Source organism: Streptomyces sp. Go-475 (genome assembly GCF_003330845.1).
Taxonomy (GTDB): domain Bacteria; phylum Actinomycetota; class Actinomycetes; order Streptomycetales; family Streptomycetaceae; genus Streptomyces.
In genome coordinates this window covers 6,370,114-6,394,557 of record NZ_CP026121.1, presented here as the reverse complement: position 1 = coordinate 6,394,557, position 24,444 = coordinate 6,370,114, and the positions used below count along the sequence as shown (strand labels likewise).

General features: G+C 67.1%; 11 protein-coding genes, 1 tRNA gene and 3 rRNA genes. 3 read left to right on the top strand and 12 right to left on the bottom strand.

The window, feature by feature from the left end:
- Positions 1-31: 31 nt before the first annotated feature.
- From C1703_RS29435 to C1703_RS29425, 3 genes are all read right to left on the bottom strand, one after another.
- Positions 32-2,779, bottom strand: a complete 2,748-nt coding sequence (locus C1703_RS29435; protein WP_198678303.1) for a DNA translocase FtsK — start codon at positions 2,777-2,779, stop codon at positions 32-34.
- Between the two features lie 127 nt (positions 2,780-2,906).
- Positions 2,907-3,587: a response regulator gene (locus C1703_RS29430; RefSeq protein WP_114255656.1), complete on the bottom strand. Its 681-nt coding sequence runs from the start codon at positions 3,585-3,587 to the stop codon at positions 2,907-2,909.
- A 307-nt stretch (positions 3,588-3,894) separates the two neighbouring features.
- Positions 3,895-9,366, bottom strand: a complete 5,472-nt coding sequence (locus C1703_RS29425; RefSeq protein WP_114255655.1) for a HAMP domain-containing protein — start codon at positions 9,364-9,366, stop codon at positions 3,895-3,897.
- Between the two features lie 376 nt (positions 9,367-9,742).
- Here C1703_RS29425 and C1703_RS29415 point away from each other — a divergent pair, with 376 nt between their 5' ends.
- Positions 9,743-12,496 carry a SpoIIE family protein phosphatase gene (locus C1703_RS29415; protein ID WP_114255654.1) on the top strand — a complete coding sequence of 918 codons (2,754 nt, stop codon included), beginning with the start codon at positions 9,743-9,745 and terminating at the stop codon, positions 12,494-12,496.
- A 58-nt stretch (positions 12,497-12,554) separates the two neighbouring features.
- Here the strand turns inward: C1703_RS29415 and C1703_RS29410 are convergent.
- The 8 genes from C1703_RS29410 to thyX all read right to left on the bottom strand — a co-directional run bounded on the left by C1703_RS29410 (position 12,555) and on the right by thyX (position 22,829).
- A tRNA-Thr gene (locus C1703_RS29410) sits at positions 12,555-12,630 on the bottom strand.
- Between the two features lie 74 nt (positions 12,631-12,704).
- On the bottom strand, positions 12,705-13,367 hold the full coding sequence (locus C1703_RS29405) for a DegT/DnrJ/EryC1/StrS family aminotransferase (protein WP_114255653.1): 663 nt from the start codon (positions 13,365-13,367) through the stop codon (positions 12,705-12,707).
- Positions 13,368-13,481: 114 nt separating this feature from the next.
- Positions 13,482-13,598, bottom strand: a 5S ribosomal RNA gene (gene rrf, locus C1703_RS29400).
- Between the two features lie 84 nt (positions 13,599-13,682).
- A 23S ribosomal RNA gene (locus C1703_RS29395) occupies positions 13,683-16,807 on the bottom strand.
- 303 nt (positions 16,808-17,110) lie between these two features.
- Positions 17,111-18,636, bottom strand: a 16S ribosomal RNA gene (locus C1703_RS29390).
- Together the 16S, 23S and 5S rRNA genes form the textbook arrangement of a ribosomal RNA operon.
- 503 nt (positions 18,637-19,139) lie before the next feature.
- A complete protein-coding gene (locus tag C1703_RS29380) occupies positions 19,140-20,825 on the bottom strand; it encodes a ribonuclease J (protein WP_114255652.1) in 1,686 nt (561 codons plus the stop codon).
- Positions 20,826-20,977: 152 nt separating this feature from the next.
- Positions 20,978-21,877 carry a 4-hydroxy-tetrahydrodipicolinate synthase gene (gene dapA / locus C1703_RS29375; protein WP_114255651.1) on the bottom strand — a complete coding sequence of 300 codons (900 nt, stop codon included), beginning with the start codon at positions 21,875-21,877 and terminating at the stop codon, positions 20,978-20,980.
- A gap of 211 nt (positions 21,878-22,088) precedes the next feature.
- Positions 22,089-22,829: an FAD-dependent thymidylate synthase gene (gene thyX, locus C1703_RS29370; protein ID WP_114255650.1), complete on the bottom strand. Its 741-nt coding sequence runs from the start codon at positions 22,827-22,829 to the stop codon at positions 22,089-22,091.
- A gap of 177 nt (positions 22,830-23,006) precedes the next feature.
- Here thyX and C1703_RS29365 point away from each other — a divergent pair, with 177 nt between their 5' ends.
- Both C1703_RS29365 and C1703_RS29360 read left to right on the top strand, forming a co-directional pair.
- Entirely contained in the window at positions 23,007-23,246 is a 240-nt protein-coding gene (locus C1703_RS29365) for a hypothetical protein (RefSeq protein WP_114255649.1), read from the top strand.
- 113 nt (positions 23,247-23,359) lie between these two features.
- Complete coding sequence (locus C1703_RS29360) at positions 23,360-23,914, top strand: hypothetical protein (protein ID WP_114255648.1); 555 nt, start codon at positions 23,360-23,362, stop codon at positions 23,912-23,914.
- 70 nt (positions 23,915-23,984) lie between these two features.
- Here C1703_RS29360 and C1703_RS29355 read toward each other — a convergent pair whose 3' ends face one another.
- Positions 23,985-24,440 carry a hypothetical protein gene (locus C1703_RS29355; protein ID WP_114255647.1) on the bottom strand — a complete coding sequence of 152 codons (456 nt, stop codon included), beginning with the start codon at positions 24,438-24,440 and terminating at the stop codon, positions 23,985-23,987.
- Positions 24,441-24,444: the final 4 nt, after the last annotated feature.

Genomic DNA, 24,444 nt, shown 5'->3' with positions numbered 1-24,444 from the left:
CCCCGCGAGGCGACCACCGTGTCCCGCTTCCCTACCCTTCAGACTCCCCGCGGATCAGGGCGAGCACGCCATCCAGCTCATCAGGCTTCACAAGAACGTCACGTGCCTTGGAACCCTCGCTCGGTCCGACGATGTTCCGGGACTCCATGAGGTCCATCAGCCGCCCGGCCTTGGCGAAGCCGACGCGCAGTTTGCGCTGGAGCATGGACGTCGACCCGAACTGCGTGGAGACGACCAGTTCGGCCGCCTGGCACAGCAGGTCGAGGTCGTCGCCGATGTCCTCGTCGATCTCCTTCTTCTGCTTGGTGCCCACGACGACGTCGTCCCGGAAGACCGGCGTCATCTGCTCCTTGCAGTGCCGGACGACGCCCGCGATCTCCTCCTCGGTGACGAAGGCGCCCTGCATACGGGTGGGCTTGTTGGCCCCCATCGGCAGGAACAGGCCGTCACCCTTGCCGATGAGCTTCTCGGCGCCCGGCTGGTCGAGGATGACCCGCGAGTCGGCCAGCGAGGACGTGGCGAAGGCCAGCCGGGACGGCACGTTCGCCTTGATCAGGCCGGTGACGACGTCCACCGAGGGCCGCTGCGTGGCGAGGACCAGGTGGATGCCGGCCGCGCGCGCGAGCTGCGTGATGCGCACGATCGCGTCCTCGACGTCCCTGGGCGCGACCATCATCAGGTCGGCCAGCTCGTCCACGATGACCAGCAGGTACGGGTACGGCTGCAACTCCCGCTCGCTGCCCTCGGGCGGCTTGACCTTGCCCTCGCGCACGGCCTTGTTGAAGTCGTCGATGTGCCGGTAGCCGTAGGCGGCCAGGTCGTCGTAGCGCAGGTCCATCTCGCGGACGACCCACTGGAGCGCCTCGGCGGCCCGCTTGGGGTTGGTGATGATCGGCGTGATCAGGTGCGGGATGCCCTCGTAGGCGGTCAGCTCGACCCGCTTGGGGTCGACGAGGATCATCCGCACGTCCTCGGGGGTGGCCCGCATCATGACCGAGGTGATCAGGCAGTTGATGCAGGACGACTTGCCGGAGCCGGTGGCGCCGGCGACCAGCATGTGCGGCATCTTGGCCAGCGAGTGCATGACGTAGCCGCCCTCGACGTCCTTGCCGAAGGCGACCAGCATCGGGTCGTCGTCCTCCGCGGACTCCGCGAGCCGCAGGACGTCGCCGAGGTTGACCATCTCCCGGTCGGTGTTCGGGATCTCGATGCCGACCGCGGACTTGCCGGGGATCGGGCTGATGATCCGCACGTCCGGGCTGGCGACCGCGTAGGCGATGTTCTTGGCCAGCGCGGTGATCCGCTCGACCTTCACGGCGGGGCCGAGCTCGATCTCGTAGCGCGTGACCGTCGGCCCGCGCGTGAAGCCGGTGACGGTCGCGTCCACCTTGAACTCGGTGAAGACGTTGGTCAGGGCGGCGACTATGGCGTCGTTGGCGGCGCTGCGGGCCTTGCCCGGGCCGCCGCGCTCCAGCAGGTCGAGCGACGGCAGGGCGTACGTGATGTCACCGGAGAGCTGGAGCTGCTCCGCGCGCGGGGGCAGGTCGCGGGGCTCGGCGGGCGGGGCCTTGGTGAGGTCGCGGACGCCGGCCTTCGGCTTCTGCGGCTCGGGCTTGTCCTGCTGGGGCTTCTCCTGCTGGGGCCGGGCGGCCGGGACGGGCGTCGGCGTGGTCGGCTCCTGATCGCCCACCCGCACGCCCTGGGTGAGGTCGGCGACGATCGGCGAGGGCGGCATGCCGTGCAGCACCGCGCCGTCGAGCGCGGCGGCGGCCGCCGCGGCGACGTCCACGGCGTCCCTGGGCCGGTCCATGTCGGGCTGCGGCACGGCCGAGCGCCTGGGACGGCCGCGGCGCCGCTGGAGGGCCTCCTGCTCGGCGCTGTCGGGGTCGTACGCCGCGGGCGCCGGCGCGCGCCTGCCGCGCGGGCGCGCGGGCAGCGCCTCACGCCACTGCTCCTCGTACCGCTCGTCGTCCTCGGCGAGGCCGTACTCGTACTCGTCCTCGGCCGGGTCGCGGACGATCCCGAGCCGCACACCGAGCAGCCGCAGCCGCTGCGGGATGGCGTTGACCGGGGTGGCCGTGACGACCAGCAGCCCGAAGATCGTCAGCAGCACGAGCAGCGGCACCGCGAGCACGTCGCCCATGGCGTAGGACAGCGGGGTGGCGATGGCCCAGCCGATGAGCCCGCCGGCGTCCCTTATGGCCTGCATGCCGTCGCCGCGCGCGGGCGAGCCGCACGCGATGTGCACCTGGCCGAGCACGCCGATGACGAGTGCGGACAGGCCGATGACGATCCGTCCGTTGGCCTCGGGCTGCTCCGGGTGGCGGATGAAGCGGACGGCGATGACGGCGACCAGTATCGGCACGAGCAGGTCGAGCCGGCCGAAGGCACCGGTCACCAGGATCTCGACCAGATCGCCGACGGGACCCTTCAGGTCGGCCCAGGTGCCGGCGGCGACGATCAGCGCGATGGCGAGCAGCAGCAGGGCGACGCCGTCCTTGCGATGGGCCGGGTCGAGGTTCTTGGCACCCTGCCCTATGCCGCGGAACACGGCGCCGACCGCGTGCGCGACGCCGAGCCACACGGCGCGCACGAGCCGGTAGATGCCTCCGGTCGGGCTGGGTGCCGGTTTGGGCGCGGGTTTCTTCGCCGCGGCCTTCTTGGCGGGCGCCTTCTTCGCGGGGGCCTTCTTGGCAGCGGCCTTCTTCGCCGGAGCCTTCGCTGAAGCGGCCGCCTTCTTCGCGGGCGACTTCTTGGCTGCGGAGGGACGTGAGGCCATGGGTGTGAGGTTACCGGTGGAGACGACAGGGGACACGTGTGCCTACGGCTTCACCCGTTCGTGTCGCTCCGGGAGAGGCCCGAAACTGACGCGCGCTCACGGGCGGGCAACCCCGCCTGCCCGCGCGTCAGTTCTGCGAGGTCACCGAGGACGCGCTCCCGGTGCCCGGCTCCAGCGCGTCCAGCGCCCGCCGCAACCCCGTGAGCTTGCGCTCCAGATGAGCCGCCGTGGCCACCGCGGCGGCGTCCGTCGACTCGTCGTTGAGCTGCTTGGTCAGCGCCTCGGCCTGCTCCTCGACGGCCGCGAGCCGCGCGGAGAGCTCGGCGAGCAGCCCGGCCGACTCCTTGGCCTCGCCGTCCGCCTCCTTGCCGCCGCCCTCCAACTGGAGCCGCAGCAGCGACGCCTGCTCACGGAGCTGGCAGTTCTTCATGTACAGCTCGACGAAGACGGAGACCTTCGCGCGCAGCACCCAGGGGTCGAACGGCTTGGAGATGTAGTCGACCGCGCCCGCCGCGTAGCCCCGGAAGGTGTGGTGCGGGCCGTGGTTGATCGCCGTGAGGAAGATGATCGGGATGTCCCGGGTCCGCTCGCGCCGCTTGATGTGCGCGGCCGTCTCGAAGCCGTCCATCCCCGGCATCTGGACGTCCAGCAGGATCACCGCGAAGTCGTCCGTGAGCAGCGCTTTGAGCGCTTCCTCCCCGGACGATGCCCGCACCAGCGTCTGATCGAGCGCAGAGAGGATCGCCTCCAGCGCCAGCAGATTCTCCGGCCGGTCATCGACCAGGAGGATCTTGGCCTTCTGCACCATGGCCCGCCCTCCTCGCCCCGGCGTGGGGCCTCCCCTGTCCGCAGGACCTGGGGTCGCACCGGTGGGTGCCGCCCCAGGGGACGACTCCCTTGCGCCGCCCGTCCTTGTGCCGGTCATCGTAGCCGCACCCTGCCCGTCGCCACACCCTGTCACCGCGATGTCACTGTGCACGTAGCAGAAACGCAGCAGGAGACCAGAAGGTTCCCCAGATCTCGTACTTCTACACGACTATGCGCACACCGAGTCGGCAACTCCGTGTGAACACCGAACCTTCCCGCCACGGTTGCGTAAGAGTCCAACGTTCCCCTCATTCCCCTCGCATCCACTGGTCCATCACCGTCAGCAGGTGATCGGGGTCGACCGGCTTGGTGACGTAGTCGGAGGCGCCCGACTCGATCGCCTTCTCCCGGTCGCCCTTCATCGCCTTCGCCGTGAGCGCGATGATCGGCAGCCCGGCGAACTGCGGCATCCTGCGGATCGCCGTGGTCGTCGCGTACCCGTCCATCTCGGGCATCATGATGTCCATCAGGACGACGGCCACGTCGTCGTGCTGCTCCAGGACCTCGATGCCCTCGCGGCCGTTCTCGGCGTACAGCACGGACAGGCCGTGCTGCTCCAGGACGCTGGTCAGCGCGAAGACGTTGCGGATGTCGTCGTCCACGATCAGGACCTTCTGGCCGCCGAACCGGATGCCGCGCTGCGTCTTCGGCGCCGCCTCCTGCTCCGCGGGCGTCCACTGCTCCGGCTGCGCCGGACGCGCCTCCAGCTCGGGCATCCGGCGCCGCCGCCGGAACAGGGCGGCCGGCCCGCTCTGCGTCTCGCGGTACGACTTCACCTCGGCCGGCGTCTCGACCTCGACTTCCGACAGCTCGGACAGGTCGGACGTCGACGCCACCAGGTCACCGGCCTCCAGGGCGGGCAGCTGCTGCTGGTAGCCCTGCGGCGGCAGCTCGCTGGGGTGCAGCGGCAGGTACAGCGTGAACGTCGAGCCGCGGCCCGGCTCGCTCTGGGCGTGGATCTCACCGCCGAGCAGCTGGGCGATCTCCCGCGAGATGGACAGCCCGAGGCCCGTGCCGCCGTACTTGCGGCTGGTCGTGCCGTCGGCCTGCTTGAACGCCTCGAAGATCACCCGCATCTTGCTGGACGCGATGCCGATCCCGGTGTCGGTCACGGAGAACGCGATCAGCTCGGCCTCCGGGTCGGTCAGCGACCCGGTCTCCAGCAGCTGCTCCCGGATCTTCTGCGGCACGTCGTCCCGCGCCGGCCTGATCACCAGCTCCACCGAACCGGAGTCGGTGAACTTCACCGCGTTCGACAGCAGGTTGCGCAGCACCTGCAGCAGCCGCTGCTCGTCGGTGTGCAGCGTGGCCGGCAGCTCCGGCGAGACCCGCACGGACAGGTCCAGGCCCTTCTCCGCCGTCAGCGGCCGGAAGGTGGCCTCCACGTAGTCCACCAGCTGGACGAGGGCGATCCGCGTCGGCGAGACGTCCATCTTGCCCGCCTCGACCTTCGACAGGTCGAGGATGTCGTTGATGAGCTGGAGCAGGTCCGAGCCGGCCCCGTGGATCGTCTCGGCGAACTCGACCTGCTTCGGCGAGAGGTTCCCCTCGGCGTTGTCCGCGAGCAGCTTGGCCAGGATCAGCAGCGAGTTCAGCGGCGTCCGCAGCTCGTGCGACATGTTCGCCAGGAACTCGCTCTTGTAGCGCATGGAGACCGCGAGCTGCTCGGCGCGCTCCTCCAGGACCTGCCGCGCCTCCTCGATCTCGGTGTTCTTCACCTCGATGTCGCGGTTCTGCTGGGCCAGCAGCTCGGCCTTCTCCTCCAGTTCGGCGTTGGACGCCTGGAGGGCCTTCTGCCGCTGCTCCAACTCTGCGGACCGCTCGCGCAGTTGCTCGGTCAGCTCCTGCGACTGCGCGAGCAGCAGCTCCGTCTTGGTGTTGACGGAGATGGTGTTGACGCTCGTGGCGATCATCTCGGCGATCTGGTTGAGGAAGTCCTTCTGGATCTGGGTGAACGGCGTGAAGGACGCCAGTTCGATGACGCCGAGCACCTTCCCCTCGAACAGCACCGGCAGCACGATCACCTGGGCGGGCGGCGCCTCACCGAGCCCCGAGGAGATCTTCAGATAGCCGCTGGGCGCGTTCTCCACGAGGATCGTGCGCTTCTCCGTGGCGGCCGTCCCGATCAGCGCCTCACCGGGCTGGAACGACGTCGGCATGGACCCCATCGAGTAGCCGTACGAGCCGAGCATGCGCAGCTCGTACTGGTCCTCGTCCGCGGCGTTCATGTCCTCGCCGTCGACCAGCGGCATGGCGAGGAAGAACGCGCCGTGCTGGGCCGAGACCACCGGCGTCAGCTCGCTCATGATCAGCGAGGCCACGTCCTCCAGGTCCCGGCGGCCCTGCATCAGCGCCGAGATGCGGGCCAGGTTGCCCTTGAGCCAGTCCTGCTCCTTGTTGGCGATCGTGGTGTCGCGCAGGTTGGCGATCATCTTGTTGATGTAGTCCTGGAGCTCCTGGATCTCCCCGGACGCGTCCACGTCGATCTTCAGGTTCAGGTCGCCCCGGGTCACCGCGGTCGCCACGCGCGCGATGGCCCGCACCTGCCGGGTCAGGTTCCCGGCCATCTCGTTCACGGACTCGGTCAGGTCCCGCCAGGTGCCGTCGACGTCACGCACGCGTGCCTGGCCGCCCAGCTGTCCTTCCGTGCCCACCTCGCGGGCGACCCGGGTGACCTCCTCGGCGAAGGAGGACAGCTGGTCGACCATCGTGTTGATGGTCGTCTTCAACTCCAGGATCTCGCCGCGCGCGTCGATGTCGATCTTCTTCGTCAGGTCACCCTTGGCGATGGCCGTGGTCACCATGGCGATGTTGCGCACCTGGCCGGTCAGGTTGGACGCCATCTGGTTCACGGACTCGGTGAGGTCCTTCCACGTGCCGGCCACACCGGGTACGTGCGCCTGCCCGCCGAGGATGCCGTCCGTGCCCACCTCACGGGCCACCTTGGTGACCTGCTCGGCGAACGAACTCAGCGTCTTCACCATCGTGTTGATCGTGTCGGCGAGCTGCGCGACCTCGCCGCGCGCCTCGATGGTGACCTGTCGCGTCAGGTCACCGTTGGCGACCGCCGCCGAGACCTGGGAGATGTTCCGCACCTGAGTGGTGAGGTTCTTGGCCATCAGGTTGACGTTGTCGCTCAGGTCCTTCCAGATGCCCGTGACACCCGGAACGTGCGCCTGCCCGCCCAGGATGCCCTCGGTGCCCACCTCACGGGCCACCCGGGTCACCTGCTCGGCGAAGGAGGACAGCTGGTCGACCATCGTGTTGACGGTCGTGACCAGCTCCAGGATCTCGCCCTTGGCGTCGACAGTGATCTTCTTCGACAGATCGCCCCGGGCCACCGCCGTCGTGACCTCGGCGATGTTGCGCACCTGGATGGTCAGGTTGTTGGCCATGCCGTTCACGGACTGGGTGAGGTCCTTCCAGGTGCCGGAGACGCCCTGCACCTCGGCCTGGCCGCCCAGGATGCCCTCCGTGCCCACCTCACGGGCCACCCGCGTGACCTCCTGGGCGAACGACGACAGCTGGTCCACCATCGTGTTCAGGGTGTTCTTCAGCTCCAGGATCTCCCCGCGCGCGTCCACGGTGATCTTCTGGGACAGGTCACCCCGGGCCACCGCGGTCGCCACCTGGGCGATGTTGCGCACCTGCGCGGTGAGGTTCCCGGCCATGCCGTTCACCGAGTCGGTCAGGTCACGCCACACACCGGCGACCCCGGGCACCTGCGCCTGACCGCCCAGCCGGCCGTCCGTACCCACCTCGCGGGCGACCCGGGTCACCTGGTCCGCGAAGGCCGACAGCTGGTCGACCATCGTGTTGATGGTGTTCTTCAGCTCCAGGATCTCGCCGCGCGCGTCAACGTCGATCTTCTGCGACAGGTCACCCCGGGCCACGGCCGTCGTCACCTGGGCGATGTTGCGCACCTGGGAGGTGAGGTTGCCGGCCATCGAGTTGACGGAGTCGGTGAGCTCCTTCCAGGTGCCCGACACGCCGTCGACCCGGGCCTGACCGCCCAGCCGGCCCTCCGTGCCCACGTCCCGGGCCATCCGCGTCACCTGGTCGGCGAAGCTCGACAGCTGGTCCACCATCGTGTTCACGGTGTTCTTCAGCTTGAGCATCTCGCCGGAGACGTCGACCGTGACCTTCTGCGACAGGTCGCCGTTGGCCACCGCCGTCGTCACCTGGGCGATGTTGCGCACCTGACCGGTGAGGTTCCGGAACGCCGTGTTGACGGAGTCCGTCAGGTCCTTCCACGTCCCCGCAGCGCCCGGCACCTGCGCCTGGCCGCCCAGCTCACCCTCGACACCGATCTCACGGGCCACACGCGTCACTTCGGCACCGAAGGCGGACAGCTGGTCCACCATCGTGTTGACGGTGTTCTTCAGCTCCAGCATCTCCCCGGCCACGTCGACGGTGACCTTCTGCGACAGATCACCGTTGGCCACCGCCGTCGTCACGGCGGCGATGTCCCGCACCTGGGTGGTCAGGTTCCGGAAGACCGTGTTCACCGAATCGGTGAGGTCCTTCCACGTTCCCGCCGCACCCGGCACGTTCGCCTGACCGCCGAGCCGCCCCTCGGCCCCGACCTCGTTGGCCACGCGCGTGACCTCGTCCGCGAAGATCCGCAGCGTCTCGGTCATCTGGTTGATCGTGTCGGCGAGCTGCGCGACCTCGCCGCGCGCCGGGACGGTCACCTTGCGGGACAGGTCACCGTTGGCGACCGCGGTCGTCACCTCGGCGATCCCGCGCACCTGGGCCGTGAGGTTCCCGGCCATGGTGTTCACCGAATCGGTGAGTTCCTTCCACACGCCGTCGACGCCGGGCACCTGCGCCTGACCGCCCAGCGCGCCCTCCGTGCCCACCTCACGGGCCACCCGGGTCACCTCGGAGGAGAACGCCGACAGCTGGTCCACCATCGTGTTGACGGTGTTCTTCAGCTCCAGCATCTCGCCGGCCACCTGAACGGTCACCTTCCGGGACAGATCACCCTTGGCGACCGCCGTCGTCACCAGGGCGATGTCCCTCACCTGGGCCGTCAGCCGGTACGCCATCGTGTTGACGGAGTCCGTGAGGTCCCGCCACGAACCCGACATACCGCGCACCCGGGCCTGCCCGCCCAGCTTGCCCTCGGTGCCCACCTCGCTGGCCACGCGCGTGACCTCGTCGGTGAACGTCGACAACTGGTCGACCAGGTTGTTGACGGTCCGCCCGACCTTCAGGAACTCGCCCCGCAGCGGCTGGCTGTTCCCGTCCGCCGCCTGCGTCCGCAGCTCCATGCGCGGCGACAGATCACCCTCCGCCACCGCCGACAGCACCCGGCCGACCTCGGAGACCGGCCGCACCAGGTCGTCCACCAGGGCGTTCGAGTTGTCGATCGCGGTCGCCCAGGAGCCCTCGCAGGCGCCCGTCTCCAGCCGCTCGGTGAGCTTGCCCTCACGGCCGACCATCCGCCGCACCCGCGACAGCTCGCCCGTCAGATGCAGGTTCCGGTCGGCCACCTCGTTGAAGACCGCCGCGATCTCGGCCATCACGCCGTCGCCCGACACCGTGAGCCGCTTGCGGAAGTTCCCGTCCCGCATGGACACCAGGGCCGCCATCAGCCGGTTCAGGGCTGCCGTGTCCACCTCAGTGGTGCCGTTGCGCACTTTGCCCTGGCTCCTCGGGGACTGTCCGCCTTTCGCGCGCGTCTTCGTGCCACGCGTCGCTGCGCCAGACTCCACTGTGTCCCTCCCGCAGGGGTCGACCGTCACTCTGTGCTCGCGGTACCGCTCGGCGTACCAGTTACTACTGCGTATTCTCTGCCCTGCATACCAGGCCGGTTCCAGGGGGCTGCTGCCCGCCGCACGCCTCCGGCACTCAGCCGGCCCGGACCTTCACAAGAAGCTTGCCCAGTGTTTCACCCCGGCCGAACCAGGCCATAACAGTTCGGCAGCTTCGCACATCGTCCGCACACCCTCCGGACGGAAACACTGCAGACCGGCATCCGCATGGACCGCGAAGGTAAGTAACCTTGCATCCGGCTGTCCAGCCGCGCCGGTCCGTCCGGCCTGGGCGGTGGCACGAAGACGAGCGGGCATCGGAGGGGCGGCCGCACACATGACCACCGGACTGATCCCGGGGGGACAGCCCCCGGACCCCCGGCCGACGGGCGGCCTGCCGCATCAGCGGCGCGAGCCGGTCGGCCCCGCAGCCCAGCACGTCGAGAACCGGTCGAGGAGTTCTGTGATCACCGCGCGCGCGGCCGCCAGTTTCGAGCCCGTCGGACGATCGGTCGCGAGCGCCCGCTCCTTCGTCCGCGACACCCTCCAGGGCTGGGGATTCGCGGACATCGTCGACGACGCCGTCGTTCTCACCAGCGAACTGGTGACCAACGCCGTGGTCCACGCCGGCACCTCCGCCGACGTGCTGTGCCTGCGCAGCGACGAGGGCGTGCGCATCGAGGTGGCCGACCGCTACCCCGAGCGGGAGATCCCGCTCCAGGGCGCGGCGATCAACATGGGCAGCCCCGACCGCGAGGGCGGCCGCGGCCTCCAGCTCTGCGCGGCCCTCGCCGGCCGCTGGGGCGTCGAGTACACGCCCACCCACAAGACGGTCTGGTTCCAACTCGACCTCCCCGCGCGCGTGGTGGGCACCCGCGCGGCCGGCCCGGCCCTCCCCGCCGACCTCCTCCCGCTCGCCGACGGCCGGGTCCGCGTGGCCGTCATCCAGATCGACCGCACGGGCCACATCACGGCCTGGAACGAGGACGCCGAGGAACTCTTCGGCTACCCGGCCGAGCAGGTCACCGGCAAGCCCCTGACCGACCTCGCGGCCTGGCCGCACACCCCCGGCACCAGCACCGGCATCGCGGAGGCGCTCCGCCTCTCCCGCTGGGAGGGCAGCTACGGCATCCGCGCCGCCAACGGCCGCGTGACCCCGGTCTACGCCTCCCACCTGCGCGTCCGCGACACCGGCGGTGAACCGTCAACCGTGTGCCTCCTGGTACGCGACCACGAACGGGCCGTTCTGCAGACGCCCCTGCGCGTCCCCGCCTCGGACACCTCGACCGGCTCCGAGGGCCAGAGCACCGACCCCTTCGAGGTGTTCATCGGCTCCCCGGCCCCGGACGACCTCGACGGCCTCCTCCAGCGCACGGTCGAACGCGCCCGCGACATGCTCGACGGCGACTCGGCGTTCCTCCTCCTCGCCACGGACGACGAAACGGAACTGGAGGTCCGCGCCTCCACGGGCCTGCCCTCGGCCCGCCAGCGCTTCGCCCGCGTCCCCGTCGAGGCGGGCCCGGGCCGCTACGGCTCGGCCCGCATGCCCGCCGTCCACGACGACCTCACGGCCGTCCAGGGCGCCGTGCCGCTGCTGAACGGCACGGGCATGCGCTCGGTCGTCACGGTCCCGCTGAAGGTCGAGGGCCGCCTCACCGGCTCCCTCGGCGTCGCCGCCGAGGCCCCGGGCAGATACTCCAACGAGGAGGCGCTGCGCCTCCAGTTCGCCGCCGACCGCATCGCCCTCGCCGTCGAGTCGGCCCGCCTGGGCGAACTGGAGCGCCTGCGCCGCGGCTCCCTGAGCTTCCTGGTCGAGGCGTCGGACCTGCTGGCCGGCACCCTGGACCGCGACCAGACCCTGGCCCTGATGGCCCAGATGACGGTCCCGACCCTCGCCACCTGGTGCGCCGTCTACACGATCGCCGACCAGGCCTCCGAGCCGTACCTCTCGTACGTCCTGCACGAGGACGAGGAGCTCATCGACGGCATCAAGTCCCTGCTGTCGAAGGTCCCGCCGCCGGACCCGGTGCCCACGCCCGGCGCCCGCGTCTGGACGGCCCCCGGCGAGGTCGCCCACCAGGCGGCCCTGCGCAGCTCCATGCGCAGTCTGGGCCTCAGCGGCGGCCCGACCCGCCAGGTCACGCCCGGCATCGGCCCGACGCTCGCCACGGCCGGCGCCGTCGGCGGCGAGACGGTCGTCCTCCCTCTGGTCGCCCGCAACCGCGTCATCGGCATGCTCACGCTGGGCAAGCCGACCGACGAGCACTTCCGCCAGGAGATCCTGGAACTCGCCGAGGACCTGTCCCGCAGGGCCGCCCTCGCCCTGGACAACGCCCGCCTCTATTCGGAGCGCACGGCGATCAGCCAGTCCCTCCAGCGCAGCCTCCTGCCCCCGGAACTCCCCGACATCGAGGGCGTCGAGGTCGAGGTCATCTACCGCGCGGCCGGCGAGGGCAACGAGGTCGGCGGCGACTTCTACGACGTCTTCCCCATCCGCGACGGCGCTTACGGCTTCGCCATCGGCGACGTGTGCGGCACGGGCCCGAACGCGGCAGCGGTGACGGGCCTGGCCCGTCACGCCCTGCGTCTCCTGGCCCGCGAGGGCCTCAGCGGCCCGACGGTCCTGGAGCGCCTCAACTCCGCGATCCTCGACGAAGGCGCCCGCAGCCGCTTCCTCACGCTCCTCTACGGCGAGATGCGTCCCCAGGAGGACGGCAGCGCCGAACTGAAGGTCGTCTGCGCCGGCCACCCGCTCCCCCTGCGCCTGCGCCAGGACGGCACGGTGGAACCGGCCGCCGAACCCCAGCCGCTCCTCGGTGTCATCGACGACCTGGAGCTGTACGAGCAGACGGTCACCCTCGACCCGGGCGATGTCCTGCTGTGCGTCACGGACGGCGTCACCGAACGCCGTGAGGGCGCCCGCATGCTCGGCGACGACGGCCTCGCGGACGTCCTCACCACCTGCACGGGCCTTACGGCCGGCGCGGTCGCGGCGCGCATCATGCGCGCGGTGGAGCGTTTCGCCTCGGACGCCCCGTCGGACGACATGGCGATCCTCGCGATGCGCGTCCCGGGTCTCCACAAGGACTAGGGAATGAAGGACTAGGGAATGGAAAAGGCCCCACCCGCGAAGGGTGGGGCCTTTTTGCTGGAGCCCCCAAACGGAATCGAACCGTTGACCTTCTCCTTACCATGGAGACGCTCTGCCGACTGAGCTATAGGGGCCTGTCGCTTTGCGGGGTTTCCCCCGCGGCAACGGAATAGATCATACCCCGAACAGACCCGTGCTCCCAACCACGTCAGAAGGCGGGCTGGAGAAGCCCTCCGAGGGCATTACAGGCGGACACGATGCGCTGCATGTCCCGCTTGGTCAGACTGGCGTCCACCGGCAGTGCGAGCGTCTCGTCGGCAGCTCGTTCCGTTTCCGGAAGGGACACACAGCGACGGAATTCGGGCAGGCGGTGCACCGGCGTCTTCACCGGCACCCGCGCCTCGACTCCCCTGGCCCGCACGGCCCGTGCGAAGGCATCCCGGTCGGGCCGCCCGTTGCCCGGGACCCGCACGACGTACTGCTGGTACGTGTGCCCGTCACCGTCGTCGGGCGTCCGCACACCCCGCAGCTTCGCATCGAGGTAGGCGGCCCGCTCCCGACGCTGGGCTATCTCGTCGTACGGCGCCTCGGACTCGCCCTGTTCCAGCACGAGCAGTCCGTGCCGCTGTCCCACCCCGTGCAGCCGCCCGATGTCAGCGAGCCGCCCGAAGCGGTGTACGACAACCACGGCCGCGGTCCGCGGAGTTACGGCCGCTTCCACAGCGGAGGGGTCGAGGCAGTAGGTGACGGGGTCTATGTCGGCGAACACCGGCAGCGCCCCGGCCGTGGCCACGGCCTCGGCGACTTCGACGTTCCCGAAGGCCGGCACGACGACTTCGTCACCGAGTCCGACACCGGCGGCCCTGAGCATTGCAGCAGTACCCATGCTGTGGATGCTGGTTGCGCAACGTGAACTTCAAGTAACGCACAACAAAAAAGGGTTGGACCCGGAACCGAAGTTCCAGGTCCAACCCTGTCAATAATTGTTCGGCGGCGTCCTACTCTCCCACAGGGTCCCCCCTGCAGTACCATCGGCGCTGTAAGGCTTAGCTTCCGGGTTCGGAATGTAACCGGGCGTTTCCCCTACGCTATAACCACCGAAACACTATGAAACTGTCAGCCGCACCACATGTGGCATGTGGGGCTGTTCGTGGTTTCAGAACCAACACAGTGGACGCGAGCAACTGAGGACAAGCCCTCGGCCTATTAGTACCGGTCAACTCCACACGTTACCGTGCTTCCATATCCGGCCTATCAACCCAGTCGTCTACTGGGAGCCTTACCCTCTCCAGGAGGTGGGAGTCCTCATCTCGAAGCAGGCTTCCCGCTTAGATGCTTTCAGCGGTTATCCCTCCCGAACGTAGCCAACCAGCCATGCCCTTGGCAGAACAACTGGCACACCAGAGGTTCGTCCGTCCCGGTCCTCTCGTACTAGGGACAGCCCTTCTCAAGACTCCTACGCGCACAGCGGATAGGGACCGAACTGTCTCACGACGTTCTAAACCCAGCTCGCGTACCGCTTTAATGGGCGAACAGCCCAACCCTTGGGACCGACTCCAGCCCCAGGATGCGACGAGCCGACATCGAGGTGCCAAACCATCCCGTCGATATGGACTCTTGGGGAAGATCAGCCTGTTATCCCCGGGGTACCTTTTATCCGTTGAGCGACGGCGCTTCCACAAGCCACCGCCGGATCACTAGTCCCGACTTTCGTCCCTGCTCGACCCGTCGGTCTCACAGTCAAGCTCCCTTGTGCACTTACACTCAACACCTGATTGCCAACCAGGCTGAGGGAACCTTTGGGCGCCTCCGTTACTCTTTAGGAGGCAACCGCCCCAGTTAAACTACCCATCAGACACTGTCCCTGATCCGGATCACGGACCCAGGTTAGACATCCAGCACGACCAGACTGGTATTTCAACGACGACTCCACACTAACTGGCGTTAGCGCTTCACAGTCTCCCAGCTATCCTACACAAGCCGAACCGAACACCAATATCAAACTGTAGTAAAGGTCCCGGGGTCTTTCCGTCCTGCTGCGCGAAACGAGCATCTTTACTCGTAGTGCAATTTCACCGGGCCTATGGTTGAGACAGTCGAGAAGTCGTTACGCCATTCGTGCAGGTCGGAACTTACCCGACAAGGAATTTCGCTACCTTAGGATGGTTATAGTTACCACCGCCGTTTACTGGCGCTTAAGTTCTCAGCTTCGCCCAGACGAATCTGAGCTAACCGGTCCCCTTAACGTTCCAGCACCGGGCAGGCGTCAGTCCGTATACATCGCCTTACGGCTTCGCACGGACCTGTGTTTTTAGTAAACAGTCGCTTCTCGCTGGTCTCTGCGGCCACCCCCAGCTCAGGGCGCAAAGCCCGTCACCGGATGTGGCCCCCCTTCTCCCGAAGTTACGGGGGCATTTTGCCGAGTTCCTTAACCATAGTTCACCCGAACGCCTCGGTATTCTCTACCTGACCACCTGAGTCGGTTTAGGGTACGGGCCGCCATGAAACTCGCTAGAGGCTTTTCTCGACAGCATAGGATCATCCACTTCACCACAATCGGCTCGGCATCAGGTCTCAGCCTCAAGTGATCCGGATTTGCCTAGATCACGGCCTACACCCTTACCCCGGGACAACCACCGCCCGGGCTGGACTACCTTCCTGCGTCACCCCATCACTCACCTACTAACCGCTTGGTTCGGCGGCTCCACCACTCCGGATCACCCCGAAGGGATCACCGGCGGCTTCACGGCCTTAGCATCACGATGCTCGATGTTTGACGCTTCACAGCGGGTACCGGAATATCAACCGGTTATCCATCGACTACGCCTGTCGGCCTCGCCTTAGGTCCCGACTTACCCTGGGCAGATCAGCTTGACCCAGGAACCCTTAGTCAATCGGCGCACACGTTTCTCACGTGTGAATCGCTACTCATGCCTGCATTCTCACTCGTCAACCGTCCACAACTCGCTTACACGGCTGCTTCACCCGGCAGACGACGCTCCCCTACCCATCACGATCCCCGTTGGGGGTATATATCGCAATGACACGACTTCGGCGGTACGCTTGAGCCCCGCTACATTGTCGGCGCGGAATCACTAGACCAGTGAGCTATTACGCACTCTTTCAAGGGTGGCTGCTTCTAAGCCAACCTCCTGGTTGTCTCTGCGACTCCACATCCTTTCCCACTTAGCGTACGCTTAGGGGCCTTAGTCGATGCTCTGGGCTGTTTCCCTCTCGACCATGGAGCTTATCCCCCACAGTCTCACTGCCGCGCTCTCACTTACCGGCATTCGGAGTTTGGCTAAGGTCAGTAACCCGGTAGGGCCCATCGCCTATCCAGTGCTCTACCTCCGGCAAGAAACACACGACGCTGCACCTAAATGCATTTCGGGGAGAACCAGCTATCACGGAGTTTGATTGGCCTTTCACCCCTAACCACAGGTCATCCCCCAGGTTTTCAACCCTGGTGGGTTCGGTCCTCCACGAAGTCTTACCTCCGCTTCAACCTGCCCATGGCTAGATCACTCCGCTTCGGGTCTTGAGCGTGCTACTCCAACGCCCTATTCGGACTCGCTTTCGCTACGGCTTCCCCACACGGGTTAACCTCGCAACACACCGCAAACTCGCAGGCTCATTCTTCAAAAGGCACGCAGTCACGAGATGGAAGCAAGCTTGTCCATCCGACGCTCCCACGGCTTGTAGGCACACGGTTTCAGGTACTATTTCACTCCCCTCCCGGGGTACTTTTCACCATTCCCTCACGGTACTATCCGCTATCGGTCACCAGGGAATATTTAGGCTTAGCGGGTGGTCCCGCCAGATTCACACGGGATTTCTCGGGCCCCGTGCTACTTGGGTGTCTCTCAAACGAGCCGCTGACGTTTCGACTACGGGGGTCTTACCCTCTACGCCGGACCTTTCGCATGTCCTTCGCCTACATCAACGGTTTCTGACTCGTCTCATGGCCGGCAGACCATGAAAGAGAGATCCCACAACCCCGTATACGCAACCCCTGCCGGGTCTCACACGCATACGGTTTGGCCTCATCCAGTTTCGCTCGCCACTACTCCCGGAATCACGGTTGTTTTCTCTTCCTGCGGGTACTGAGATGTTTCACTTCCCCGCGTTCCCTCCACACTGCCTATGTGTTCAGCAGCGGGTGACAGCCCATGACGACTGCCGGGTTTCCCCATTCGGACACCCCCGGATCAAAGCTCGGTTGACAGCTCCCCGGGGCCTATCGCGGCCTCCCACGTCCTTCATCGGTTCCTGGTGCCAAGGCATCCACCGTGCGCCCTTAAAAACTTGGCCACAGATGCTCGCGTCCACTGTGCAGTTCTCAAACAACGACCAGCCACCCATCACCCCGAACCCTTACGGTCCGAGTGCACTGGGGCCGGCACTGAGGAAAGTTCATTCCCTCAGACACCCAACAGCGTGCCCGACACCCTCGCCTCTCCCTCTTCCGTTCCACGCCGAAGCAGTACTAGGAAGACGAGCAGGTCAAGTGTGCCGAGTAGTCAACGTTCCACCCATGAGCAACCAGCATCAGACATTCGCTGATGTACTGGCCTCTGACCTCACCCCGAAGGGATCGGTAGAAGTGCTCCTTAGAAAGGAGGTGATCCAGCCGCACCTTCCGGTACGGCTACCTTGTTACGACTTCGTCCCAATCGCCAGTCCCACCTTCGACAGCTCCCTCCCACAAGGGGTTGGGCCACCGGCTTCGGGTGTTACCGACTTTCGTGACGTGACGGGCGGTGTGTACAAGGCCCGGGAACGTATTCACCGCAGCAATGCTGATCTGCGATTACTAGCGACTCCGACTTCATGGGGTCGAGTTGCAGACCCCAATCCGAACTGAGACCGGCTTTTTGAGATTCGCTCCACCTCGCGGTATCGCAGCTCATTGTACCGGCCATTGTAGCACGTGTGCAGCCCAAGACATAAGGGGCATGATGACTTGACGTCGTCCCCACCTTCCTCCGAGTTGACCCCGGCGGTCTCCCGTGAGTCCCCAGCACCACAAGGGCCTGCTGGCAACACGGGACAAGGGTTGCGCTCGTTGCGGGACTTAACCCAACATCTCACGACACGAGCTGACGACAGCCATGCACCACCTGTACACCGACCACAAGGGGGACCCTGTCTCCAGGGTTTTCCGGTGTATGTCAAGCCTTGGTAAGGTTCTTCGCGTTGCGTCGAATTAAGCCACATGCTCCGCCGCTTGTGCGGGCCCCCGTCAATTCCTTTGAGTTTTAGCCTTGCGGCCGTACTCCCCAGGCGGGGCACTTAATGCGTTAGCTGCGGCACGGACAACGTGGAATGTTGCCCACACCTAGTGCCCACCGTTTACGGCGTGGACTACCAGGGTATCTAATCCTGTTCGCTCCCCACGCTTTCGCTCCTCAGCGTCAGTATCGGCCCAGAGATCCGCCTTCGCCACCGGTGTTCCTCCTGATATCTGCGCATTTCACCGCTACACCAGGAATTCCGATCTCCCCTACCGAACTCTAGCCTGCCCGTATCGACTGCAGACCCGGGGTTAAGCCCCGGGCTTTCACAACCGACGCGACAAGCCGCCTACGAGCTCTTTACGCCCAATAATTCCGGACAACGCTCGCGCCCTACGTATTACCGCGGCTGCTGGCACGTAGTTAGCCGGCGCTTCTTCTGCAGGTACCGTCACTTTCGCTTCTTCCCTGCTGAAAGAGGTTTACAACCCGAAGGCCGTCATCCCTCACGCGGCGTCGCTGCATCAGGCTTGCGCCCATTGTGCAATATTCCCCACTGCTGCCTCCCGTAGGAGTCTGGGCCGTGTCTCAGTCCCAGTGTGGCCGGTCGCCCTCTCAGGCCGGCTACCCGTCGTCGCCTTGGTGAGCCGTTACCTCACCAACAAGCTGATAGGCCGCGGGCTCATCCTGCACCGCCGGAGCTTTCCACCACCACAGATGCCTGTAGTGGTCAGTATCCGGTATTAGACCCCGTTTCCAGGGCTTGTCCCAGAGTGCAGGGCAGATTGCCCACGTGTTACTCACCCGTTCGCCACTAATCCCCACCGAAGTGGTTCATCGTTCGACTTGCATGTGTTAAGCACGCCGCCAGCGTTCGTCCTGAGCCAGGATCAAACTCTCCGTGAATGTGTACCGGTAATCCGGTCGACACCACGAGAGCGGAACAGTCAGGCGGAATAGGCCCGACCGTTCACAGCGTCCTCGCTGTGTTTTTTCAAAGGAACCTCGACCATCGGAGATCCGATGGACGGGGTATCAACATATCTGGCGTTGACTTTTGGCACGCTGTTGAGTTCTCAAGGAACGGTCGCTTCCTTTGTACTCACCCTCTCGGGCTTTCCTCCGGGCGCTTCCCTTCGGTCTTGCGTTTCCGACTCTATCAGATCTTTCCTCGATCCGATTTCCTCGGTGCTTTCCAGGTTCCCGCTTCCGCGTTTCCCTTTCCGGCGGTTCCGACTTTATCAGAGGTTCTGAGTCGGATTTCCCGCCCCGGCCGGGCATGGTCCCTGGTGCCTGAGTTGGCCCGGGTGCCCCGTCGGGAGGAGTTGTAAACCTAGTGGAGCGGGGCGCCTCGATGCAAATCGAGGCGCCCCGCTCCCAGTTGGCACTGGCTCAGACCCGACGGGTCGTCAGACCTCCACCACCACGGGCAGGATCATCGGCCGGCGCCGGTACGTGTCCGAGACCCACTTGCCCAGGGTGCGGCGTACGAGCTGCTGCATCTGGTGGGGTTCGACCACGCCGTCCTGCGCGGAGCGTTCGAGTACCTCGGTGATCCGGGGAATCACATCGCCGAAGGCGGAGTCCTCGATGCCCGAGCCGCGGGCCTGGATGTGCGGGCCGCCGGTGATCTTCCCGGTGGACGAGTCGATGACCACGAAGACCGAAATGATGCCCTCGTCGCCGAGGATCTTGCGGTCCTTGAGGGCCGGCTCGCCGACGTCGCCGACCGAGAGGCCGTCGACGTAGACGTAGCCCGCCTGGACCTTGCCGGAGATCTTCGCCTTGCCCTCGACGAGGTCCACGGCGACGCCGTCCTCGGCGATGACGATGCGGTCGTGCGGGACGCCGGTCAGGGCGCCCAGCTCGGCGTTGGCGCGCAGGTGGCGCCATTCGCCGTGGACCGGCATCAGGTTCCTCGGGCGGCAGATGTTGTAGAAGTACAGCAGCTCGCCCGCGGAGGCGTGGCCGGAGACGTGGACCTTGGCGTTGCCCTTGTGGACCACGTTGGCGCCCCAGCGGGTCAGGCCGTTGATCACGCGGTAGACCGCGTTCTCGTTGCCCGGGATCAGGGACGACGCCAGGATCACCGTGTCGCCCTGGACGATGCGGATCTGGTGGTCGCGGTTGGCCATGCGGGACAGGGCGGCCATCGGTTCGCCCTGGGAGCCCGTGCAGACCAGGACCACCTCGTTGTCCGGGAGGTCGTCGAGCGTCTTGACGTCCACGACCAGACCCGGCGGGACCTTCAGATAGCCGAGGTCCCGGGCGATGCCCATGTTGCGGACCATGGAGCGGCCGACGAAGGCGACCCGGCGGCCGTACTCGTACGCCGCGTCCAGGATCTGCTGGATGCGGTGCACGTGGCTGGCGAAGCTGGCGACGATGATGCGCTTGCGGGCGCCCGCGAAGACCTGGCGCAGGACGTTGGAGATGTCCCGCTCTGGCGGGACGAACCCCGGCACCTCGGCGTTCGTCGAGTCCGAGAGGAGGAGGTCGATGCCCTCCTCGCTCAGGCGTGCGAATGCGTGGAGGTCCGTGAGGCGGTTGTCCAGCGGGAGCTGGTCCATCTTGAAGTCGCCGGTGTGCACGACCATGCCCGCGGGGGTGCGGATGGCCACGGCCAGCGCGTCCGGGATGGAGTGGTTGACCGCGACGAACTCGCAGTCGAAGGGGCCGATGCGCTCGCGGTGTCCCTCCGCCACCTCGAGGGTGTACGGGCGGATGCGGTGTTCCTGGAGCTTGGCCTCGATGAGGGCGAGGGTCAGCTTGGAGCCGATCAGTGGGATGTCCGGCTTCTCGCGCAGGAGGAAGGGGACGCCGCCGATGTGGTCCTCGTGGCCGTGCGTGAGGACGATGCCCTCGATGTCGTCGAGACGGTCCCTGATGGACGAGAAGTCCGGCAGGATCAGGTCGATTCCGGGCTGCTCCTCCTCGGGGAAGAGCACTCCGCAGTCGACGATCAGCAGGCGGCCGTCGTACTCGAAGACCGTCATGTTGCGGCCGATCTCGCCGAGGCCACCGAGCGGGGTGACTCGCAGGCCGCCTTCGGGGAGCGGCGGGGGCGAGCTGAGTTCGGGATGCGGATGACTCAAAAGACTCTCCTCACCACACGCGCCACGTACCGGTGGGCACGTGGCGCGCGTGACGTTCGTGCATGAGCAGTTGTCGTGTGGGGTGTGCGGGCACCGGTGGCCCGCTTATTCAGTTGTGAAGCACATGCGCGGGGGGCGCGCGAAGTCTGATGTCAGAGCTGTACCCCGCCGGCGGCAAGATCGATCTTGAGTTGCTCGATCTCCTCGGGCGCGCACTCGACCATGGGGGCGCGCAGGGGTCCGCCGGGCAGGCCCTGGAGGGCGAGCGCCGCCTTGGTGGTCATCACGCCCTGCGTGCGGAACATGCCCGTGTAGACCGGGAGCAGCTTCTGGTGGATCTCGGTGGCCTTCTGGACGTCGCCCGAGGTGTACGCCTCGACCAGGGCGCGCAGCTCGGGGGTGACCACGTGGCCGACGACGGAGACGAAGCCGACCGCGCCGACGGAGAGCAGGGGCAGGTTCAGCATGTCGTCGCCGGAGTACCAGGCGAGGCCGGAGCGGGCGATGGCCCAGCTGGCGCGGCCGAGGTCGCCCTTGGCGTCCTTGTTGGCGACGATCCGCGGGTGCTCGGCGAGACGGACGAGCGTCTCGGTGTTGATCGGGACGCCGCTGCGGCCGGGGATGTCGTAGAGCATGACCGGCAGGCCGGTGGCGTCGGCGACGGCCGTGAAGTGCCGGTAGAGGCCCTCCTGCGGGGGCTTGTTGTAGTACGGGGTCACGACGAGCAGGCCGTGTGCGCCGGTGCGCTCCGCCGCACGGGCCAGTTCGATGCTGTGGTGGGTGTCGTTGGTGCCGACTCCGGCCACGACGTGGGCGCGGTCGCCGACGGCGTCCAGGACGGCTCGAACGAGGTCCGCTTTCTCCGCATCGCTGGTGGTGGGCGACTCGCCGGTGGTGCCGTTGATGATCAGGCCGTCGTTGCCTGCGTCCACCAGGTGGGTGGCGAGCCGCTGCGCGCCGTCGAGGTCGAGTGCGCCGTCCGCCGTGAAGGGCGTGACCATGGCGGTGAGGACCCGCCCGAAGGGGGTCTGCGGAGTCGAGGTCGGAGCCATGGGTTACACGCTACTCGTTGCTCAGGACCGGGTCTGCCCTCGGGGCAGGCGACAAGTCGTGACAAAGGTGGAGCCCGGCACTGCCTGCTCGGGGGTTCAAGCAGTGCCGGACCCGTTTGATCAGGCTAGATGAACTTCTCTAAATGCCGCAATACGGACACTTCGCGCGGCTGAACCGTACATCTGTACCTGACCGGGGAACGGGAGCGCGTTACGGCGCCACGCGCCCGTTGGCGTTGAAGGCGGCGTACGTGAGCGGCATGAGCCGGGCCCACTCGGCCTCCATCTTCTCGCCGACCATCTCGATCTCGCGCTGCGGGAAGGACGGGACCTTGGCCAGCTCGTGCTGGGTGCGCAGGCCGAGGAAGTGCATGAGGGAGCGGGCGTTGCAGGTGGCGTACATCGACGAGTACAGGCCGACCGGGAGGACCGCGCGGGCGACCTCGCGGGCGACGCCGGCGGCGAGCATCTCCTGGTAGGCCTCGTACGCCTGGCGGTAGGAGTCCTCCATGACCCGGCCGACCAGTTCCTGCTGGGCCCGGGTGCCCTCCACGAAGACGTACTTGCCCGGGCGGCCCTCCTGGACGAGCTTGCGGGACTCGTCGGGGACGTAGAAGACCGGCTGGAGCTCGCGGTAGCGACCGCTCTCCTCGTTGTACGACCAGCCGACGCGGTGCCGCATGAACTCGCGGAAGACGAAGATCGGGGCGCTGATCAGGAAGGTCATCGAGTTGTGCTCGAAGGGGCTGCCGTGCCGGTCCCGCATCAGGTAGTTGATCAGACCCTTGGAGCGCTCGGGGTCCTTCTTCAGCTCGTCCAGGGACTGCTCGCCGAGGGTCGAGACGCGGGCGGCGAAGAGGACGTCCGCGTCGGACGCGGTGTGCTTGACCAGCTCGACGGTGACATCGCTGCGGTAGCTGGGCTTGAGGTCGTCGGCGGGGGTGTCGGTCACGGTTGGCAGGGCCTTCCCATCTCGTCGTGTGGCGACGCCACTCTACGGCCCGGCCAATTCCGTGCGATCGGTGGCGTGCCGCAATGAAGTCGGTGAAACAGGGCACCTCTGAGGGAGTTCGTTCGTCTCTACAGATGAAAGTGATCCGTTCCACCTCCGAAGGGAGACGCACCCCTGATGTCCGGTCGGCGTGAACCCGTACCGTTCGCCTTCGTCGCCGAGGCCGACAGGTTCCGCAGCAATGTCACTCCCCCACCGCGTGAGCGGCTGTCCGTCGGCCAGATGGCCGGCCGATGGCTCATGGGGCTCACCATCGTGGCGGGACTCGTGGGGTCCCTGGTCATCGGGACGCCCGCGCTGTCGTCCGACCACTCGACCGACCAGCCTCAGCAGTCGCAGGCGTCCGAGAGGCGCTGAAGCACCCCCGGGCCGGCCGTGACTCCATCCGGCCCCCCGCCGGTGGTGACCGGGGACACAGATCGGTAGCCTCACCGGGCACAGCCCACGCATGGATCGAGTGAGGACCAGCCGTGCCCCTGCCCTTCCTGACGGCCGACCGCGTTTTCGAGGCGGCGGACGACGTTCCGCTCCCTTACGACGACCGTGACCGGTGGCGGCGGCCGTACCGGCCCGGGCCCTGGCGGGTGGCGGCGGCCGCGCTGGCGCTGCTGCTCGCCTCGTTCGTGCTCTTCGCCGCGGTCATCATCGCGGCGACGGCCGAACCGGCCTCCGCCGGGCTGGTCTTCGGTCTGGCCCTGCTCGTCATCGTCGCGGCGCTGCGGCTGCTGCGCATGGGCGTGTGGGTGAGCGCGCGCGGGCTGCGGCACGTCGGGTTCCTCACGACGCGTACGGCTCCCTGGGAGCAGGTCGCCTCGGTGCGTACGGTGCAGCAGCCCGTGCGCTGGCTGGGACTGCCGCGGACGGTGCAGGGTCAGGCGCTGCTGCTCGTGCGGCAGGGGCGGCCGGCGGACGGGCTGCCGGCGCTGCTGACCACGCACAACGCGGACTTCCTGGGCCGCACGGAGGCCTTCGACCGGGCGGCCGACTCGGTGGAGGCGTGGGCCGGGGAGTACGGCCCGCGCTGATCTGCTCGTTCTCATGCCGGCGGGGCCGGACCGTACGCGGTCCGGCCCCGCCGGCATAGGGGACGGAAGGTCAGGCGGCCTCGGGCTGCTTGCCGTCGTGCAGGGCGATCGCGCGTTGCATCGCCTTGCGGGCGCGCGGGGTGTCGCGGGCGTCGTGGTAGGCGACGGCGAGGCGGAACCAGGTGCGCCAGTCGTCGGGAGCGGCCTCCGTCTCGGCCTTGCGCCTGGCGAAGACCTCGTCGGCGGAGTCGCGGTCGATGCGGCCGCTGGGAGTGCGCTTCAACTCGTCCACGGGCAGGCCGCCCTCGGCGTCGAGTTCCGCGGCGAGGGCGTTGGCCCTGCGGACGAACTGGGTGTTCTTCCACAGGAACCACACGCCGATGGCCGGCAGGATCAGCACCGCGACACCGAAGGTGACGGTGAGGGGCGTGCCGGCCTCGATGAGCAGGACGCCACGGCTGCCGACCAGGACGAAGTAGACGACCAGGACGGCGGCCGTGAGGGCGTAGGAGAGCTTCGCGCGCATGACG